Below are 18736 nucleotides of genomic sequence, written 5' to 3'. Positions count from 1 at the left end.
GTGAACCGCCCAGTTCCAGCCGGGATGCGACCCCTGCTCCGACCGCTCGGCCGGACGCCACCCAAGCAAACGCCGTGAGACGTTCCGTCGTCTCGCGAAGTTCATTCTCATCGTGGCAAATTTCTTGCGCCGAGAGAAACGGTAATTGTCTGCGGATTCGTGCTTCAGGCATGGTCGGATGTGGAAAGCCGGTCGGCTTGCGGGGCATAGCGTGCGACCTTTGCCTTGAGCGCCAGGGGCACGCGTGCCCGGCCGTCCGGGGTCGTCAGTGCGACCATTGAAGCGGTGGCGACGGCGCCGTTGGCCCAATCACGAGCCTTGGCCTCGTCGCCGGAGCGGAGGAAGGCGACGTAGTCGCCCTCGGGGCGCCGACACATGAGTCCGTCCGCTGGAAGGCTTGCTCGGAGCCGGGACGCGAACTTACGGACGGCGAAATCTACTGCGGTTCGACCGTGCGCCTCCACCAACTGTTCCCTCCGAGGAACCTCGAGATAGACTAAATACCCTCTATCAGCTTCCTGAACCGCAGTGTGGAACTCGGACGGGGTGGCGAGCCCTTCAGGGCCGACGCCTTTGCGCTCCAAACGGGCGACCGCTTGCGAGGTCTCCGCCGCGACGATGCGCAGCGTCTCGAGATCGTCGACCGAAAGGCCGTTCTGGCGGTGGGTCATGGCGGCCAGATAGCCGAACGGGGCGTCGCCGAACTCCAACGGCAGCACCACCAGGCTGCCGATACGACGGCGGAGGGACTCCTCTCGCGGCAATCGGGCGTCTATGCGGGCGTCCAGCAGGGCCAATTCCGGCGCGCCGATCCCGAGCCAGCCGGCGAGTCCCGGCCCTTTCGCGAAGCTGAGGGCCTCCATCGTTTCGACCCGGGGGCCAAACGAGGCCGCGACCATGTCCTGGCCGTCCTCGACGAGGTGCAGAGACACGTGGTCCACGTCCAGGATCTCGGAAACTTCGCGAACGACGCGCGACGCGAGGGTGAGGGTCGTCTCCGCACCCGTCGTCACGCAGGAAATCTCATAGAGGAGCTCGGCCTCGCGGGCTCGACGCCGGACCTGCTCGCGGTGGGCCACGGTCGCCAGCGTGCTGGCGAGGACGTCCGCGATCTCGCGGGCCTGGTCGTGGACCAGCCCTAACCGGGTCGGGTTTTTGTCGGAGGCCGCGATCGCGCCGACCACGCGCCCTTGGTGGTGCAGCAGGACGAGCGCGAGAGGCGAGTTGGCCCGATCCGGGTCGCCACCGAGCGTGGCGAGCATTCGGTCGCGGGCCTGGAGCTCAGTCCCTTGGCGGGGCAGCTCGAGCGAGGCGTCGCGAACATGGGCCGGGGCGTCGCCCGCAGTGGCCATCGCAACGAGGGTGCTTCCGAAGGGCTGGCGGACGAAGAGGGTGAGGCCGCTGGCCTCGAAGTGTTCCCGAAGGATGTGGGCGACGGTCTCGTACGGGTTTATGGCCGCGGCCTCGGCCGCGCTGAGCAAGTGGAGGCCGAAGCGGTCCCGCCGCGAGCGGCGCTCCAGTTGCCGGGCGTGGTCGCGCAGGCTCTTGAAGCTCTCGCGAAGCTCGACGTCCTCGATGGCGGAGCCATCGGGCATCGGAGGGCCCTCTGGCTCTTCGCCCGTTTCCGCCACGACCGTCTCCCGCACGGTCACCACCCTGGGCTTGTCCCGCACGATGAGGCCGATCGCAAGCACGCCGACGGCCTGGCCGAGCAGCATCGGCGTCCAGCCCGGGCCTTGTGGCAGGTTCGCCCCGACCAAGATCCAGGCCGCGACCAGCGGGGCGACCGAGGTCGCGCTCGCCTCAAAGCGTCCGGCGGCCCACACCATCGGGGCCAAGGTTAAGAATCCAAAGTGCTCGAGGGTCTTCGCCTCGGACATGTAGAAGGCGATCATGGCCGCGTCGGCCGCGGCGATCAGCCCTGCCACGCCGGAATTGCGCATGCCTCGGCGCTCCAGCAAGAAGGCGAAGAAGGAATAGCAGAAGAAGACGAGGGCGGCCCGCACCGCCGTTTCATAAGGTGGAGCGCCGGTTTGCCAGGACGTCGCGACCGCGACGACCGAAACGACGAACCTGACCAGAAGCTCGACCATAAGACTCCACTCTAGGTTTCGGGCCAATTTGGTTTTCTTGGAGGGTGGCGCCGGGAATCCTCGCGTTAGTGCCTGGGTGCGGGTCGCAGCGACATGGAACAAGGCAGGTCTTTGCCTGGCCCGAGCTTTGCTGCCCATACTGGGGCGTGCTCCAAGCGCAAGGCCTAGGGAAGCGGTTCGGAAGCCGATGGCTTTTTCGACGGGTCGAGCTCGAGGTGCGGCCTGGGGACGTCCTCTGCGTGCTCGGGCCGAACGGCAGTGGGAAGTCGACCATGTTGAAGTGCCTCGCCGGACTCATCGTGCCGACCGAGGGCCGGGTCGTCCGGCCAGCCAGGGAGAAGGTGGGTTTCTCTGCCTTGGACTCCACGCTTTATCCCGCCTTGACCGTCGCCGAGCACCTGGCCCTGGGCCGGGATTTGCGCGGGTGCCCTGGCAGCGACGAAGAGCTGCTCGAGTTCGTGCGGCTGGGCTATGCCGCAGACCGGCCTGCATCCGCGCTCAGTACCGGGATGCGCGTCCGCCTGAAGCTGGCGCTGGCCATCCAGGCCGCGCCCGAACTGCTGATGCTCGATGAACCGACCGCCTCCCTCGACGAAGAGGGGCGGGCCCTAGTGGACCGGGTGCTGAAGCGGGTCCGCCCGACCTGCGCCGTCGTGCTCGCCACCAACGACCCTGAGGACCGCCGCCATGCCACTCATGAAATCTCCCTGGTGGCGTAGCGCCTCCGCCATTTTCCGAAAGGAGTGGCGCTCCGAGATGCGTTCGCGCCACGGGCTCTTCACGGCGGGGCTGTTCGCCTTGCTCAGCGTGATCGCCACGTCCCTGGCAAGCTTTGGGCAGACTCCGCCGCCTGCGCTTTCCTCGGGCGTCCTGGCGGTGACGCTCGTCTTTGCCGCGGTCGTCTCGATCCCGCGTCTGTTCCTGGCGGAGGACGACCAGGGCACGTTCGACTTGCTCCGTCTCCTTGCCGACCCTTCCGCCGCCTTCGCGGGCAAGGCGCTCTATGCCCTGCTGCAGACGGTGGTGGTCGCCTTGGCGCTCGGCCTGGTCTACATCGTGATGACGAGCGCGGCCGTCCCCTCACCGACCTTGTTCGTGCTCGGCCTCTTGGCGTCCTCGGCAGGGATGGCTTTGGGGGTGTCCGTCTGTGGCGCGCTGGCTGTGGGCGCCGCCAACCGCTGGGTGCTGGCCTCGGTGGTCTCCATGCCCGTGCTCTTCCCGCAGGTCTTCATGACCGTCTCGGTCCTCCGCGCCGCGATGGGGGGCGGGGGCGAGGCGGGCGGCTACCAGGCCCTGGTGGGTTTGGTGGGCTGGGCGGTGGTGTTAGGCGCGTCTGGCCCGACGCTGATTGCGCAGGTCTGGTGCCTTTCGGATGGAAACCAGGTCCCGAACGCGGAAGAACCGGCGCTAAGTCGAATAAACTGACACCTGACGTGAAGGGAACCCCCTGGCGAATCTTCGCCTTCGTTCTCGCGGCCGTCACGACGGCCTATAGCTTCGTGGCGCCGGACGCCCAAGGCTTCCGCGACCCGGCAACGGCGAGGATCATCTTCTTCCACCTGCCTGCCGCTCTCACGTGCACGGCGTTCATCGCGATCGCCGCCTATCTGGGGTTCAAGTACTTGCGCACCCGGGAGAGGGGCTGGGACGTGCGCCTGGCGGCGGCCACCGAGCTAGGCGCCTTGACCGGGGCGCTCGCGCTCAGCACGGGCATGCTCTTCAGCAAGGTGCAGTGGGGCGAGTGGTGGCAATGGGACCCGCGCCAGACCTCGTTCCTCATCGTGATGATGCTGTTCATGGTGGCGCTCGCCCTGCGGGCCGGACACTCGGACGAGGCTCGCCGGGCGGGCACATCGTCGGCCTATGCGCTTTTGATGCTGCTGCCAGCGTTTTTCCTCATCTTCGTCTTCCCGCGCCTGCCGCAGGTGCAGCAAGTTTCCTTCCACCCGTCGCAGACGGTCGCCAAGGGCGGCTTCGATACGTGGTATTCGCTGGGCGTCTATGGCAACCTGCTCGCCCTCTCGCTGGTCGTCCGCATGGTCTATCTCCTGCGGGTGAAGGCGGGACTGGCACAAATCGCTTACGAGGAGAACTATGAACTGGACAATGCTGGCGGTGGCCACTCCCCCGATCCTGGTGTGGTGCGCCCTGTGGCTGTACGCAAGGAGCGCTAAGGCAAAGCTCCGGCGCTACGACCCCACAGGCGGCCACCCGAATTTAGGTTAACGGACCCGCTTACTCGCGGGGGTGGGACGTCGTATTCTTGAAAGGGATTGACCATGAACACCCGTAGCAAGAGAATCGTCGCCATCGTCGCTTGTTTGGCCGTCGCGGCCGTCGCCGGGACCCAGATCATGCAGGCCATCAAGATCATCGGGGTCGGCGCTGCCGTGAAGCAGTTCGGGCCAGACATTAACAAGCAGTTCAACAGCTTGACCGGCCACAAGGACACGGACTCGAACTTCACCAAGGTCGTTCCGATCATCACGGTCGGCCTGAACACGCGCGGCGCGATCGGCGCGGCGCAGGTGATGGGCGCTAAGAAGAACGTCCAGAAAGTTTCGGCCGTCGCCGCCCCCGAGGTGGACATCTTCGGCCGCGAGATCAAGATCCGCGCACTGATCCCGGTCGAGAACGCTACGAACCTGAAGGATCCGAAGTCGATCAAGGCGGTCGACGGCGTGGGGGTCAGCGGCGTCGTGGACCTGAAGCTGTAAGGTTCGGGCGCATTCGCGCCGCCAGAAGGAGTACAAAGAGGGCGATGGTGTTCAAGCGCCTCGCCCTTGTCGCCTTTGCTGGCGCACTGGCCCCTCTTTCGACCGCCGAGCTCAAGCGCGTCACGGACCCGGCGATCTCGCCGGACGGCAAGACCGTCGCCTTCGTCTGGCAGGGCGACATTTGGACGGCCCCTTCTGAGGGCGGCCGTGCCCAACGGCTCACCGTCCATCCCGCGACCGAGTCGTTCCCGCGCTGGTCGCCGGACGGAAAGTGGATCGCTTTCGCCTCCGATCGGTTCGGCAGCAACGACGTTTTTCGCATGGGCGCCGAGGGCGGCCCGCCAGAGCGGGTGACCTTCGAGAGCGCCACCGAGTACCCGACCTCTTGGTCGCCGGACGGCAAGCTGATCTATGGCTATACCAACGCCTGGGGCCGCATGGACCTCTTTGCGACGTCGGGCCCCGGCCGCGATATGGCCAGGTTGACGGGCCATCCGCTCGAACTTGAGTACAACCCTGCCGTCTCTCCGAACGGCCAGATGGTCGCCTATAACTCGGGCGGCTCCAGCGGAAACTGGCGGAAGCCCGGCCACATGGGTTCGAACACAGCCAAGATCTGGATCGCGGACGTCGGCGCGCCCCTCGGCAACCATCGCATGGTGCTGGCGGACAAGGGCAACGACCTCTTCCCGGTATGGATCGGCGACACTTCCCTCGCCTTTATCTCGAACCGTTCTGGCTCGCCCAACGTGTGGATGGGGCCGCTCCGCGGGAGCGCGCCCAAGCGGCTCACCAACTTTAAGGAAGGCACCGTCCGCCAGCTGACCGCGAGCCGCGATGGGAAGCTCATGACGTTCCAGCGCGATTCTCAGGTTTGGCTGCTCAATAGCGGCAGTGGCAAGGCGGCGCCGATCAACGTCGAGGTGCCGGCGGATTCCGGCCGCGACCCCGTCTCCCGCTACGACCTCGCCACGGGCGCGACCGATTTTGCCGTGTCCCCGAACGGCAAGAGGATCGTGTTCGAGCTTCGCGGCGACCTTTTCCTGATCCCTGAGAAAGGCGGTGTGACGCGACGGCTGACCACAGACCCGGCGCGCGACGGCCAACCCGTCTGGCTGGACGACGACCGCGTTCTCTATGTGCGCACCGGACCTAACGGCAAGCGCGAACTTGCGACGGTCGATGCGAACGGGAACGTTAAGCCCTACTTGAGCGACCCGACCCTCGACATGAACTGTCCGCAGACGAGCCCGGACCGCAAGAAGGTGGCCTACCACCTGGGGGACCGGCGATTGATGGTGGTCGCGGCGGATCTGGGCGGCTCGCCGGTCAAGGTTGTCGAGGCCGATTTTTCCAGTTCGCTTTCCGGGGACGTTCAGTTCAGTTGGTCGCCTGACGGCGAATGGCTCGTCTACTGGGCATCCTTGGCCCGTTCGACCGAGGTCGCGATCGCTCGGGCCGATGGCAGTGGATCCACCCAGCTGGCCAGAATCGGCAAGGGCGCGTCGCTCCCCCGGTTCACCCCGGACGGGAAGGCGGTCGCTTTCCCGGGAGTGGAGGGGCTTGACTTTGTCGAGGCGCGAGGCGGCGATTCGCCGCTCTACGCCGTCGACTTGCAGCCGCAAGAAATCAAGTTTGACGAGGATGACCTGGACAAATCCGATCCGCCGAAGAAAGAGGACGAGCCCGTGAAGGTCACGGTCGAGCCGCGCGGATTGAAGGACCGGCGCCGCAAAGTGACCACGACCGATGCCAGCGCCGTCTGGCCCGGCCCAGAGGGGCGCACGGTTTATTCGAACGTGGACCGGCAGCTCTCCACCGTGGACTTGTCGACGGGGACGGTCAAGCCGCTCGCAGGCGTCACAGGGCCGGTCTCCGGCCTCCAACTGAGCGCTGACAAGAAGAAATTGTACTATCTCCAGGCCGGAAAGCTGTACAGTATTGGCGCTTCGGGCGGAACCGCCAGTCCCATTGGGTTCCGGGCCGTCTTCGACGTCGATTCCGCCGCCGAAGACCTCGCTTTGTTCAAGGAGATATGGCGTACCTTGGACGTTCAGTATTACGACCCCGCCCACCACGGTAAGGACTGGCCGGGCATCCGCGCCAAGTTCGAGCCTATCGTGCGGGACGTCCAGAGCCGCGAGGAGTTCTACGACGTGATGACCGAGATGATGGAGTTACTGGACAGTTCGCACCTGGGGGCGTCGGCTCCTGGCGGCGCGCGCGGTTCCAGGGTCGAGCAGACCGCTTACTTGGGGATCGAACTCGACCCGGCGGAGGTCCTACGCTCGGGAAGGTGCGTGGTCGCCAAGGTCTATGACCGCACCCCGGCCTCGCAGCCGGGATCGGAGCTGAAGGCGGGGGACGTCATCGAGACGCTGAACGGCGCCCCCGTGACGAACCTTGCCGCGATGCTGGAGAACCAGGCTGGCCGCAAGGTGGTCCTCGGTGTGCGGCGGGGTGGCGCCTTGGTAGAGGTCGCGATCAAGCCGGCCCCGCGGGGCATCTCGACGAACATCACCTACCAAGACTGGGTGGACTGGAACCGGGCCACGGTCAATAAGTTAAGCGGCGACAGGCTCGGCTATGTCCATATCCGGGGTATGGACGCCCCTTCGCTCGACCAGTTCTTGGGCGAGATCCAAACGGAGCTGGACGGGAAGCAGGGGGTGGTCGTCGACGTCCGCTATAACGGCGGAGGCTTCACAAGCCACATCATCCTGAACGTCATGCGAAAGGAGCCCTGGCTCATCCGCACGGCGAGGGACCGGCCAGGGGTGAAGCTGAGTGAGAACAGCTACCGGGGCAACGCGCTGGAATTGCCGGCCGTCTGCCTTGCGAACCAGTACTCGTTCAGCAACGCGGAGATCTTCAGCGAGGGCTTCCGCCGCATGAAGCTCGGCCCGGTGGTGGGTGAGGACACCGCCGGCGGGGTCATCGGGACAAGTTCCTTGAGCTTGTGGGACGGCGGCACTGTGCGGGTCCCGGCTTCGGGGGCCTATACCATCGACGGCGAGAACCTTGAGCAGAACGGCCGTAAGCCGGACTTCCCGGTGCCTTTCGACCCGAACGCCTGGGCGGCGGGCCGCGACCCCATGCTGGAAAAGGCAGTCCAGGAGTTGATGAAGGTCAGAGAGCGGCGCTAAGTCGAACTCAAAACGGAGCAGCCGGGCCAGGCACCATGCCTGGCCCCCTTTCGTTTTTCGGTATCGAGGGCCTAGGACGCAGGAATCTTGAGCGCATAACGCTCATATAATAATAATGTGAGGAGTTCAACCATGCCAAACCGAAGCATCACCGTTTTCGACCCCGTCGCCGATATGGAGCGCTTTGGGAGCCTCTTCGACGCGTTCTTCCCGACCCGGGCGAACGCCAGCCGTTTCGCCCCGGAGGGCACGGGCATGCCGATCGACATCTTTGAGAAGGAGGGCAGCATCGTGGTGCGGGCCAGCGTCCCCGGAGTCCGACCGGAGAACGTCGAGGTCTCCATCGAGGGCCGCGTCCTCTCTATCCGCGGCCAGCTCAGCTTCGAAGAGGAGCACAAAGACGCCAAGGTTTATCGCCGCGAGATCACCTCGGGCACCTTTGCCCGTTCGGTCCGCTTGCCCGAGGACGTCGACGTCGAAAGGGTCGAGGCGACCTTCGAAAACGGCTTCGTGACGGTCACGATCCCGAAGACGGTCGAGAGCAAGCCGGCCGCGATCAAGGTTCCGGTGAAGCCGGCGACGGCCCAGCCGAGCAACAACTAAGGCGCTTGGAACGCTGACGCGAGGGCTCCCCGGCTCACCTGCCAGGGGGCCCTCACACGTCTTTGGCCATCAGGACGGCGTCCGCGACCTCGCGCATTGAGACGCGCTGGTTCATCGACTGGGTCTGGATGCGTCGGTAGGCTTCGGCCTCGCTGATCCCGTGCTTTTCCATCAGCACGCCCTTCGCCCTCTCGACCGCCTTGCGCGCCTCGATCCGTTCGTTCAAGTCCGTGACCTGGGTCAAGAGTTGCTGGTTCTGCTCGAACCGGGCGCGGGCGACTTCGATCGCGGGCGCAAGGTCCCCGGGCTTGAAGGGCTTGACCAGGTAGCCGAAGACCCCGGCTTCCTTGGCCTGTTCCACGAGCTCCCGGTCGGAATAGGCGGTGAGGAGCACGACGGGCGTCACGTTCTCATCTGTGAGGGTGGCGGCGGCCTTGATGCCGTCCATGTTCGGCATCTTCACGTCCATGACGCACACGTCTGGCCGCAACGCGCGCGCCTTTTCGACGGCGGCGGCGCCGTCCTCGGCTTCGTCCACCACCTCGTAACCCAGGTTCTCGAGCATCTGCTTGAGGTCAAGTCGAATGATAGGATCGTCGTCCGCGATGAGCACGCGCATAGTTCTGCCTCTCCGCCCAGCGGTGGCCCCGTAGGATACCGGCCCGGAAAAGGATAGACTGGCCCCATGAACGCCACATTGCGGGGCCTTCTCGAGGGGGCGATCGATTATGCTGGGCTCTTCCCTCCCGCGAAGCTCGACCTGCCGACCGCCTATCGGGAGTACCGCTCCCTGCTCTCCGGCCCGGACGGCTGGATCGTCAACCGATTCGTCTGCGGCGTCGGCTCGCTTCCCGACCTTGCGGGCCTCGTGGGCGAGCACGAAGAGGTTCTGGCGGTCGATGTGATCGGCACGCCTTTGGGGGCCGATCCTGGCGCCCGGGTGCGGGCTGACGCGGACTTGGTCTTGGCCGCGGCTGAGACGGGGAGGCTTGAGGTCGCGGGCTATGAAGTGCGGGTCGATCCGACCGCCGCCCACGCTGCAGGCGGCGCGCTCAAGAAGCTGGAGAAACTGATCGGCGAAGTTCCGATCTATGCCGAAGTCCCGTTCGGCGAAGGGCAGGTGGACGCGATGCAGGAGGTGATTTCCGCCTGGGACGAGGTCGGTTTCAAGGCCCGGACGGGTGGCACGTCTGCGGACCAGTTTCCAACCGTCGCAGACTTGGCCGCTTTTATCGCCGAGGTCGCCGCGTTGGAGGCCCCGTTCAAGTTCACTGCGGGCCTGCACGAGCCGCTCCGCTATTTGGACGTCGAACTGAACGTGAAGCGCCACGGTTTCCTCAACGCGATGGGTGCGGGGGCCCTGGCGGTGACGAACGACTTGAGCCAGCGTGAGATCGAGGAAGTGCTCGGCCTGGAGCAAGCGGAGGCGTTCGCCTTCTTCGAGGAAAAGGCCACGATCGGCGGCCACACCCTGACCCTGGACGGCATCGAGGAGTTCTGGGGGGTGTTCGGCGGGTTCGGTTCGTGCTCGGTCTCGGAGCCGATCGAAGGGCTGCGCCGAATGGGCGTGATGAAGGGGGCGCTGGCGTGAGCCGGTTCGTCGTTCCTGCCGAGGCTCGAAGTTGGGTGGAAGTCGAGCCGACTTCCCACTTCCCGATCCAGAACCTGCCCTTCGGGCTCGCCGTGACGCCCGAGAACGGCGAGGGGCTCGTCGTGGCGATCGGCGACCAGGCGATCGACCTTCAGGGCCTGGTCGCCCACGGCCTTCTCGATGAAGCGACCCCGTTCCTCGCCTACTTCGACGAGCTCGACCAGGGCGGGCTCTCCGACCTCCGTCGAGAGATTTACGACCTTCTGCGCGAGGACAACCCTGCCCTACGCGACGACAAGAAGGTGCGGAAGAAAGTGATGGTGCCGCGAGCGGAGCTGGAGATGATGGTGCCGATCTCGCCTCCCGCGTTCGTCGACTTCTACTCCGGGATCCACCACGCGGAGAACGTGGGCCGGATGTTCCGCCCGGACCAGCCGCCGCTCCTGCCGAACTACCGCTGGGTTCCGATCGGCTATAACGGCCGCGCGAGCAGCGTCGTGGTCAGCGGGACGAAGATCCAGCGGCCGAGCGGCCAGACCAAGGCGCCCGATGCGGACGCGCCCGCCTTCGGCCCGACAAAGGAGCTGGACTTCGAGCTCGAGATGGGCTACTACATCGCCGAGGGGCAGGAGCACGGCAAGAGGATCACCACGAGCAAGGCGGAAGGGCACATCCTCGGCCTCGTGATCGTGAACGACTGGAGCGCGCGCGACGTGCAACGCTGGGAGTATCAGCCGCTCGGCCCCTTCCTCAGCAAATCGTTCGCGACGACGGTCTCGCCGTGGGTGGTGACACTGGACGCACTGGAGCCTTTCCGCATCGAGGGCATGGCGCAAGACCCGCCCCCGCTCCCTCACCTGCGCGAGCACGGCCGCCCGCACTTCGACGTTCTACTCGAAGTTTGGCTTAAGACGGCCAGGGCCAAGCAACCGCAGCTGATAAGCCGCTCGAACATGGCCCACCTCTACTGGTCGCTAGGCCAGCAGATCGCCCACCAGACCTCGAACGGTACGCCGATCCAGGCGGGCGACCTTTACGCGACAGGCACGATCAGCGGCCCCGACGAGGGAACGGCAGGCTCTCTGCTCGAACTCTCCTGGAGGGGCCAGCAGCCCCTGACTATCGACGAGACGGGCGAGACGCGGACGTTCTTGGAAGACGGCGACACCGTGACGATCCGGGCCTATGCCGAAGGCGAGGGATTCCTCGTCGGGTTCGGCGATTGCTCCGGCAACGTGACCGCTTAGGGCCGCAAGGAAAGGGAAGACGCCTTCCCACGGTTTGCGAGAAGGCGTCTGGTCTGCCGGCCGAGCCCTACGGGAAGACGCGGAAGATGGCCTGGTCCACCCGGACTTCCCAGTTGTTGTTGGGCACCGGCTGGCTCGCGCGGTAAGCGAGGCGCATGCGCACCGTCCCTGAGCCCGGCGTGATGTAGGGGACGGGGTCGTTCACCGTAACGACTGTGTTGGAATCGGCCAGGGTCACCTGGCGCGTGTCCACCGTGTCGTACTGCTGGGTCTGGATGTTGAGCAGCTGCACCTTCTGCTGCACGCCGGTGGCGCTGCCGCTCGTCCAGAGGAAGAGCTCCAGTTTGCTGCCCGGCGCGATGACCGAGTTGCCGGTGACGTCGATTTGCACGGGCGACTCACTGTTGTTGACAGTGATGCCGGGGTTGGCGAGGTACCGGTTCCCGTCCTTGCGGAGGATCGAGGCGAGGTTGCCCGAGACCAATTGGCCGCGCGAGAGCTGCACATTGTTCGGGAACACGTTCGGGTTGAAGATCACGCTGGTATAGCCTTCCGGTTCGCCCGTGATCGTCGAGAGGTGGATGGGATAGACGTAGCGGTCGCTGATGCCCATCCCGAGGTAGTCGCCCAAGAAGGCGGGGCTCGCGGCGTCGCTCCGGAAGGACTGGGCGGTCAGCCGGAACTTGCCCCAGGTCGCGCCGTTGTCGTCACTGTACGCGTAGTCTTGGTCGAGAAACCCGTTGCTCGGGTTGTCGTTCTGCTGGACGTACTGCGAGTCGAACGCGAGGAGGTGCAGCCGGCCGTCTTTGGTGTACTCCACCCACGGGAAGTACATGTCGCCGATCGTCGCCAGGTCGCGGAAGGGCAGCCGTTGCGGGGTCGACCACGTCGTGCCCTGGTTGCTCGACCGCACCAGGTAGAGGTCGACGTTCCGGTTCCCGTTCACGATGTTCGTGGTGTCCGGGTAGACGATGGCGATGGTGCCGTCGACCGGGTTCACCGCCATCGAATGGAGCGGTGGCACGCGGTGGGCGCCCGCGAAGCGGCTGTTGGGCGATTCCGTGCTCCAAACGTCCATTCGGGTGGCCGCGCGGATGGCTCCGCTCCAAGTCTGGCCCCCGTCGAGCGAGCGGCGGAAGTCGACGCCCGTGCCGATGTTCCAATAGGTCGCGTAAAGCTCGCCGTTCGGGCCGATTCGGGGCAGGAAGCCGAGACCGGAGCCGAGCGAGATGGGCGCGGTCCACGTCGCGCCCAGGTCGTCCGACCAAATGACGCCTTGGTTATATGTGCAATAGAGCCGGGTCGTGTTGGGGTTCCCGGGACGCGGCCCTGCCGCCATCCAGCCCTTGTCGACCGAGCCGTTGATGCGGGCCATGACGGCCGGCTGATAGGTGTTGGCCCCCGGGTTCTTTCGGGCGACGTAGATGCCGCCGTTCGAGGCGAAGGCCATCGCGCCGACCCAGATCGTGTTGGTCCGGGCGTCGTAGGCGGTCATCGGGTCGCCTTCGACCGTCGCCTGGAACGCGCTGGGCGGCCGGACGGTGACGTGGGTCCACGTCTGGCCTCCGTCGTTGCTCGTGGGAAACGCGGAGCGTATCCCGCCAGGGACGTACTCGTTAAAGCCGCCGACGACTTCCAGGCCGTCTGCGGTGGCGGCGCCCGTCGTCTCGTTGTCATTGGTCGCGCTGTTGTTCAGCGTGATGCGCACCGGCGCAGGGACCACCGGGTCCTGGGCGAAGACCGAAGCGGCCGCGAGGGACGCCAGGGCAAGGGTCAGGTTAAGCCTCGTGTTCATGGTCTTGTCTCTCACGCCTTCTTCGAAGCCTCGCGCAACAGCCCCTCGAACTGGGCGGGTATGTCTTGGCGCAGGCCCTTGGCCTTGTTCAGGTAAGTCCAGGCGGCGTCATAGTCCTCCGCGAAGTAGCTGGCCAAGGCCATGCGGGCGAAGGTGTCTTTATAGGTCGGGGTGAGGGACACGACCCCGCGCCATTGGGCCACGGCCCCGCGATAGTCGCCGTCCATCTGGGCCACGAGGCCAAGCTGGTAGCCGGCCTCCAAGTTCTTGGCGTCCTTGGCCAGCGCCGTGCGGTAGGCGGCCTTGGCGTGGTCGGTCTTTCCTTCCAGGAGGAACGCGTTGCCCATCCCGACATAGGCGGGGGCATAGGAGGGGTCCGCAAGCACCGCGTCCCGGTAGGCGCCGACGCTGAGGAACCACGAGTTCTCGATCTGGTAGACCTCGTCCGCCTTGGCGGTGAGGTTGATGGCTTTGGCGCGGTCCGCCGGTTGGTTTGTCTGGGTTCGGACCAGGTTCGTGATCACGAGCCCGCGGGTGGCGTCGGCCATCCGCTGTTCCTCAAGTTTCTCTTTGGGCGATTCGACCGGGGTGGCGCCGCCCCGGCCGTGCGGCTGGATGCGCGCCACTTCGCCGGTGCCGCAGCCGGCGATCGCCAGCCCCAGCGGCAACAACAAGGCAAGAAGTCTGTTCATGTAGCTCCCTCCATAAGCGTGCGGCCAGGGGCCGCCGCCACAGCGACAGTATAAGGGGATCAGGCCGCGAACGCGGTGCATGGCGGGGAAGATTCGCCCCCTTCCCGCCACCATCTGGTAATTGCGCCTGTTTTTCTACAGCTTGGCGAGCGCGCCCTCGCCGTTGCGGACGAAGACGATCTCGCCCGCTCCTTCCTTCTTCTTTTCGCGGAGGGTGAGGGTCGACCTGTCTGGCGCGACGGCCAACTCCAACGGCTCGGTCTTGGTGCTCATCCTGGCCCCGTTGTGTTCGGTCACGGCCCTGGCGCCCATGCCCATGAGCTTGGTCGGCGTCAGGGTCAGCTTGCTCCCCGAAAGCTTCCACTCGCCCTCCATCGGGAAAAACGCCAACTGCAGGGAGAAGGTCTTGTCCTTCCTGAGTTCCAGGTCGAAGCTCATGGCTTCGGCCGCGCTGAGTTTGTCCTCCGGCCTGTTCCCTAGGGATTGGGGCACCTCCAGCTTTCCTTGCCAGCGTCCCGCCAGCGAGGCTGGGCGGGTGCTGCCGTGCGGGTCACGGCAAGCATGTTCCGTTTGGACGCCATAAGGACCCTGACAACTTCCTGAGAGCGGGAGGCGACCGGTAAAATCGCGCCCCGATGGACTACCGGCGACAGCGCCTTTCCGACCTCTTCTCGGCTTCGCCCGGAACTCTGGCCACCGCCTTCGGTTGGGTGAAGACCAAGCGCGAGAGTAAAGGGGTCGCCTTTGTCCAGCTTAACGACGGGTCGACTTACGCCGACCTCCAGGTGGTGGTGGAGGCGGGCACGCTGCCGGAGGAGGCCATGCGCCAGGTCACGACCGGCGCCTCGGTCCGCTTCGAAGGCGAGATCGTGGAGTCGCCCGGCTCTGGCCAGTCCGTGGAACTGAAGGCCACTGCGGTCGAGGTTTATGGCGAGGCAGACCCGGCCAGCTATCCCTTGCAGAAGAAGGGGGCGACCATGGAGTTCTTGCGCGAGATCGCCCACTTGCGCATGCGCGGCAACACGTTCGGCGCGGTGACGCGGATCCGGGCGCGGGCGGCGTGGGCCGTCCACGAGTTCTTCCAGAAGCGGGGCTTCTCCTGGATCCACACGCCCATCATCACGGCGAGCGATTGCGAGGGGGCGGGCGCGATGTTCGCGGTCACGACCCTTGCCGAGGCGGTCGGGCATGGGAGCGAGGCGACGATGCGGCTCAAGAGCACGAGCTTCGCCGACGACTTTTTCGGCAAGCCCGCGTACCTTACGGTCAGCGGCCAGCTAAACGTGGAGACTTACGCGCTTGGCATGACGAACGTTTATACGTTCGGGCCGACCTTCCGCGCGGAGAATTCGAACACCCCCCGCCACCTCGCCGAATTCTGGATGATCGAGCCGGAGATGGCGTTTTGCTCGATCGAAGGAGACATGAACCTTGCCGAGGAATTCGTCCGCGAGGTTATCGGGGACGTGATGGAGAACTGCCCGGCAGACCTTGAGTTTTTCGATAAGAGGATCGAGCCCGAACTCTTGACGACGTTACGGCACGTCGTTGAGAGCGGTTTCGAGCGGATGACTTACACCGAGGCGGTGAAGATGCTCGAAGCGAGCGGCGAAAACTTTGAGTTTCCGGTCGGCTGGGGATGCGACTTACAGAGCGAGCATGAGCGCTGGTTAACTGAGAAGAAGGTGGGGCGGCCTGTGATCCTTACCGATTATCCGCGCGAGATCAAAGCCTTTTACATGTACAACAACGATGACGGCAAGACTGTGCGCGCGATGGACGTCCTTGTGCCGCGCATCGGGGAGCTGATCGGGGGCTCGCAGCGCGAAGACAGGCTCGCCGTACTTGAGGAGCGGATCGAGGAGCAAGGTTTGGACAAGGCGGCATACTGGTGGTATCTCGACTTGCGCCGGTTCGGATCGGTACCGCACGCGGGCTTTGGCCTCGGGTTCGAGCGCCTGATCATGTACCTCACGGGGATGAAGAACATCCGCGACGTGATCCCGTTCCACCGGACGCCGGGCTCGGCCGAGTTCTAACCCGTAGCCTTCATAGCGGCGCGCCACTCTTTAAGGCCGGCGAAGCACATCCCGAGGAGCACAAGGCTCAGAAACGACGTCAGCTCCAGACCTTTATAGATGTAGATCGCGACGTACATGCAATTGGTCACGATCCAAAGGTGCCAGTTCTCATAAAGCTTGCGTGCCTGCATGAACTGGCCCGCCAAACTTAGCCCGGTCGTCAGGGAGTCCCAGAACGGCAGAGTCCCGGGAATGAGCGCGAGCCGCGCATACCCCAACCCCGTCGCGACCGCGACAAAAATGGCAAGCCCCAACGCCATCGACCCAGAGGTGCGCCTCACGCGCAAGTGTTCGCCTTGTTCGCCGCCCTTTAGCCACCAGTACCATCCCAGAATGCTGAGCGCGACGTAAACGAATTGCAGTCCCGAGTCAGCAAAGAGTTTGTACTCATAAAAGACGTAAGCGTACATGAGCGAGGAGAGGATCGCGAACGCCCAGTTCCATACGTTCTGCCGCACGAGCAAGACGATCCACCACGCCGCGAAGACGAACGCAACCGCCTCCGCCCACCCTGTCTCCAGGAAAGGAAAAGTCGCGCACGCCCAAACGAAGACCGCGCTGAGTGCGACCCCAAGCCCGACCCACAAGCGCCCCATCCCGGCCACGTTACCGAAGTGTCCGCGAGGTCGGCGGACCGAGTAAAGTCCCGACAATGAAACGCGCTTGGGCCTGTGGCCTCCTCTTGCTGGTTTGCGGCGTCGGTTGCCAAACCAACGGGGGCGAGCCTTCTGGCGAGGTCGAAGTCGAGCATCCGGCCATGGGAGAGAGCGCGCCGCCCGCTTCCAGCGGGGGCACGGTGCAGATTCAGACCGGTGGGGCGGGAGGCGTGGCCCCCGTGACCGGCGCCGAGAATGTCCAGGGCGCAGGCAGCGGTGGCGGGGGCGGAGTCGGCCAAGCGGCTAAGGACGCGGCCCGGAATGCCGCCGCCCAAGGCGGGGGAAGCAGTCTCGACCAAGCGGAGAGCGACTGACGGTCTTCGACTGACGGGACTGACGAACTGTCGTTGGGGCGGCGAACGGGTCTCGAACCCGCGACCTCCAGAATCACAATCTGGCGCTCTAACCTACTGAGCTACCGCCGCCGTGTGGGTGAGTGAGTATATCCGTTAGAACCCAGGGGCGAGAGACCGGCCCTTTGCCCCTGGGGCTTCGCCCTCCCGAGCTTCGTCCATACTTCCGAGAAGATGCCGTGCTTGCCGTTCCGACCCGGGGTAGCCGGCTGTGACGAGGCAGGAAGAGGCCCCCTTGCCGGCCCGGTGGTCTGCGCGGCGGTGGTGCTCCGGCGCGGATTCGACGCGGAAGGCATCGACGATTCCAAGCGCCTCGACCCTGACAGGCGGCTTGAGCTGGCGGAGCGCATCCGCACCGGTTCCGCGTGTTGGGCGGTGGAGTTCATCGACGTCGCCGAGGTTGATGACCTCAACATTCTCTGGGCCTCGATGACGGGGATGGCTCGCGCCCTGGCCAAGCTCCAACCGTGTCCCAAGAAGGCGGTCGTCGACGGCAACATCGTGCCTCCCGGTGCGCCCTGTGAGTGCAAGGCGATCGTGGGCGGAGACGGAAAGAACGCCGCGATCGCGGCTGCGTCCATCCTGGCCAAGACCGCACGCGACCAGTACATGGCGGAGATGGGCGGGCTCTATCCGGAGTACGGCTTCGAGCGCCACTTTGGCTATCCGACACCGGAGCACCTCGAGGCCCTGCGAGCGCACGGGCCCTGCCCGATCCATCGCCGCTCATTCACCCGCATCCGGGAGATGATCGAGCAACCATGCCTAACCTTCGTCGACTAGGGGCCCAGCACGAGGACAGGGCGGCGCAGCACCTTTTGGACATGGGCTACTCATTGGTCGCCCGCAGGGTGAAGACCCGCTCCGGCGAGATCGACATCATCGCGCTGGATGGGGAGACGCTCGTCTTCGTCGAGGTGAAGTTCCGCGAGCGCGGGATACCCGAGGCCGCCCTAGACGCGACCAAGGAGCGCCGCTTCCATGCCGCTGTGGAGGAATATCTGGCCAAGTCTGGCTCGGCCGACCGTCCGACGCGCTACGATTTCATCGCAGTCACGCCGGAAGCGATTCGGCACTATCCGGGCTCGTTCCGGGGTTAAGCGTCGCCGCCCGTGCGAGTTGCTTCTTGCGTCGTTTCGCCCGGTACATGCTTGCGTCCGCCCGCTTGAAGACGGTGTGGGGGTTGGGGGTCGCGTGGGCATAGCCCAGCGTCGCGTCCAGGTGCAGGGCCGTGCCTTCGACGATGGCCTCGACTTTCAGCACGTGGCGCAGGCGTTCCGCCGTCTCGATGAGGTCGCCCTCGCCGATCTCCGGCAAGAGGGCCGCGAACTCGTCGCCGCCAAACCGAGCGAGCAAGTCGTGGCCGCGCAACGATTGGCGGAGCCGTTCCGCAAAAATCTTCAGGGCCGCATCGCCGGCCACGTGCCCGTGCGTGTCGTTGATCTTCTTGAACTGGTCCATGTCCACCACGATCACGCCATAGTCGCCGCCGCTGCTCTCTTCGAGCCTCCGAAGCCCTTCGTTGAAGGCGCGGCGGTTGAGCAGCCCGGTGACCGGGTCTTCCTCGGCAAGCCGGGTCATGCGTCGCATTTCCTCGACCAAAGCCGTGCCCAGACTGCCGGAGATCGACATGTCGGTGACGATCCCGAGCTCGGACCCGTCAGAGAGCAGGCGTCTCGCGATGCGCACCTGGCGTCGCTGGCCCGACTTCGAAATGAGCTCTGCGTCCAGTCCGACCCGTTCCAAGAACGTGTGGACGCTC

The 18736-nt window shown here is 65.3% G+C and carries 19 protein-coding genes and 1 tRNA gene; 12 read left to right on the top strand and 8 right to left on the bottom strand.

What is annotated here, in order from left to right; genetic code table 11:
• Positions 1–164 precede the first annotated feature (164 nt).
• Positions 165–2093, bottom strand: a complete 1929-nt coding sequence (locus tag KF733_02210; protein ID QYK56299.1) for a GAF domain-containing protein — start codon at positions 2091–2093, stop codon at positions 165–167.
• Positions 2094–2239: 146 nt separating this feature from the next.
• Here KF733_02210 and KF733_02205 point away from each other — a divergent pair, with 146 nt between their 5' ends.
• From KF733_02205 to KF733_02180, 6 genes are all read left to right on the top strand, one after another.
• The gene (locus KF733_02205; protein ID QYK56298.1) at positions 2240–2812 is read left to right on the top strand and encodes an ABC transporter ATP-binding protein; all 573 of its coding nucleotides are present in this window, start codon (positions 2240–2242) and stop codon (positions 2810–2812) included.
• Positions 2790–3518 carry a heme exporter protein CcmB gene (locus tag KF733_02200; GenBank protein QYK56297.1) on the top strand — a complete coding sequence of 243 codons (729 nt, stop codon included), beginning with the start codon at positions 2790–2792 and terminating at the stop codon, positions 3516–3518. The genes KF733_02205 and KF733_02200 overlap by 23 nt, the downstream gene beginning before the upstream one ends.
• A gap of 8 nt (positions 3519–3526) precedes the next feature.
• Positions 3527–4267, top strand: coding sequence for a cytochrome c biogenesis protein CcsA (ccsA, locus tag KF733_02195; protein QYK56296.1), 741 nt, complete (start codon positions 3527–3529; stop codon positions 4265–4267).
• A 105-nt stretch (positions 4268–4372) separates the two neighbouring features.
• Complete coding sequence (locus KF733_02190; protein QYK56295.1) at positions 4373–4810, top strand: hypothetical protein; 438 nt, start codon at positions 4373–4375, stop codon at positions 4808–4810.
• Between the two features lie 44 nt (positions 4811–4854).
• Complete coding sequence (locus KF733_02185; GenBank protein QYK56294.1) at positions 4855–7956, top strand: PD40 domain-containing protein; 3102 nt, start codon at positions 4855–4857, stop codon at positions 7954–7956.
• 117 nt (positions 7957–8073) lie between these two features.
• On the top strand, positions 8074–8559 hold the full coding sequence (locus KF733_02180; GenBank protein QYK56293.1) for an Hsp20/alpha crystallin family protein: 486 nt from the start codon (positions 8074–8076) through the stop codon (positions 8557–8559).
• A 52-nt stretch (positions 8560–8611) separates the two neighbouring features.
• Here the strand turns inward: KF733_02180 and KF733_02175 are convergent, their stop codons facing one another.
• A complete protein-coding gene (locus tag KF733_02175) occupies positions 8612–9178 on the bottom strand; it encodes a response regulator (protein ID QYK56292.1) in 567 nt (188 codons plus the stop codon).
• Between the two features lie 66 nt (positions 9179–9244).
• Here KF733_02175 and KF733_02170 point away from each other — a divergent pair, with 66 nt between their 5' ends.
• Entirely contained in the window at positions 9245–10150 is a 906-nt protein-coding gene (locus KF733_02170; GenBank protein QYK56291.1) for a hypothetical protein, read from the top strand.
• Positions 10147–11397, top strand: a complete 1251-nt coding sequence (fahA, locus tag KF733_02165; GenBank protein ID QYK56290.1) for a fumarylacetoacetase — start codon at positions 10147–10149, stop codon at positions 11395–11397. The genes KF733_02170 and fahA overlap by 4 nt, the downstream gene beginning before the upstream one ends.
• A 67-nt stretch (positions 11398–11464) precedes the next feature.
• Here the strand turns inward: fahA and KF733_02160 are convergent, their stop codons facing one another.
• From KF733_02160 to KF733_02150, 3 genes are all read right to left on the bottom strand, one after another.
• Positions 11465–13192 (bottom strand): exo-alpha-sialidase, encoded by a 1728-nt coding sequence (locus KF733_02160; GenBank protein ID QYK56289.1) that lies wholly within the window; start codon positions 13190–13192, stop codon positions 11465–11467.
• 11 nt (positions 13193–13203) lie between these two features.
• Positions 13204–13884, bottom strand: coding sequence for a hypothetical protein (locus tag KF733_02155; protein QYK56288.1), 681 nt, complete (start codon positions 13882–13884; stop codon positions 13204–13206).
• Between the two features lie 135 nt (positions 13885–14019).
• Positions 14020–14376, bottom strand: a complete 357-nt coding sequence (locus KF733_02150; protein QYK56287.1) for a hypothetical protein — start codon at positions 14374–14376, stop codon at positions 14020–14022.
• A 143-nt stretch (positions 14377–14519) separates the two neighbouring features.
• On the opposite strand from KF733_02150, the gene asnS reads away from it, so the two are divergent.
• Positions 14520–15923 (top strand): asparagine--tRNA ligase, encoded by a 1404-nt coding sequence (gene asnS / locus KF733_02145; GenBank protein QYK56286.1) that lies wholly within the window; start codon positions 14520–14522, stop codon positions 15921–15923.
• On the opposite strand, the gene pnuC is transcribed toward asnS, so the two are convergent.
• The gene (pnuC, locus tag KF733_02140; GenBank protein ID QYK56285.1) at positions 15920–16561 is read right to left on the bottom strand and encodes a nicotinamide riboside transporter PnuC; all 642 of its coding nucleotides are present in this window, start codon (positions 16559–16561) and stop codon (positions 15920–15922) included. The genes asnS and pnuC overlap by 4 nt on opposite strands.
• A 56-nt stretch (positions 16562–16617) precedes the next feature.
• On the opposite strand from pnuC, the gene KF733_02135 reads away from it, so the two are divergent.
• A complete protein-coding gene (locus tag KF733_02135) occupies positions 16618–16935 on the top strand; it encodes a hypothetical protein (GenBank protein ID QYK56284.1) in 318 nt (105 codons plus the stop codon).
• Positions 16936–16969: 34 nt separating this feature from the next.
• Here KF733_02135 and KF733_02130 read toward each other — a convergent pair.
• Positions 16970–17046, bottom strand: a tRNA-His gene (locus tag KF733_02130).
• A 102-nt stretch (positions 17047–17148) separates the two neighbouring features.
• Between KF733_02130 and KF733_02125 the strand changes: the two genes are divergently transcribed.
• Both KF733_02125 and KF733_02120 read left to right on the top strand, forming a co-directional pair.
• Complete coding sequence (locus KF733_02125) at positions 17149–17757, top strand: ribonuclease HII (protein ID QYK56283.1); 609 nt, start codon at positions 17149–17151, stop codon at positions 17755–17757.
• The gene (locus KF733_02120; protein QYK56282.1) at positions 17736–18074 is read left to right on the top strand and encodes a YraN family protein; all 339 of its coding nucleotides are present in this window, start codon (positions 17736–17738) and stop codon (positions 18072–18074) included. The genes KF733_02125 and KF733_02120 overlap by 22 nt, the downstream gene beginning before the upstream one ends.
• Here the strand turns inward: KF733_02120 and KF733_02115 are convergent.
• On the bottom strand, positions 18028–18720 hold the full coding sequence (locus KF733_02115) for a GGDEF domain-containing protein (protein QYK56281.1): 693 nt from the start codon (positions 18718–18720) through the stop codon (positions 18028–18030). The genes KF733_02120 and KF733_02115 overlap by 47 nt on opposite strands.
• Between the last annotated feature and the right edge of the window lie 16 nt (positions 18721–18736).

This window comes from Fimbriimonadaceae bacterium (assembly GCA_019454125.1).
Classification (GTDB): Bacteria; Armatimonadota; Fimbriimonadia; order Fimbriimonadales; family Fimbriimonadaceae; genus JALHNM01.
The sequence above is the reverse complement of the archived record's forward strand: the minus strand, read 5'-3'. Positions and strand labels throughout refer to the sequence as shown.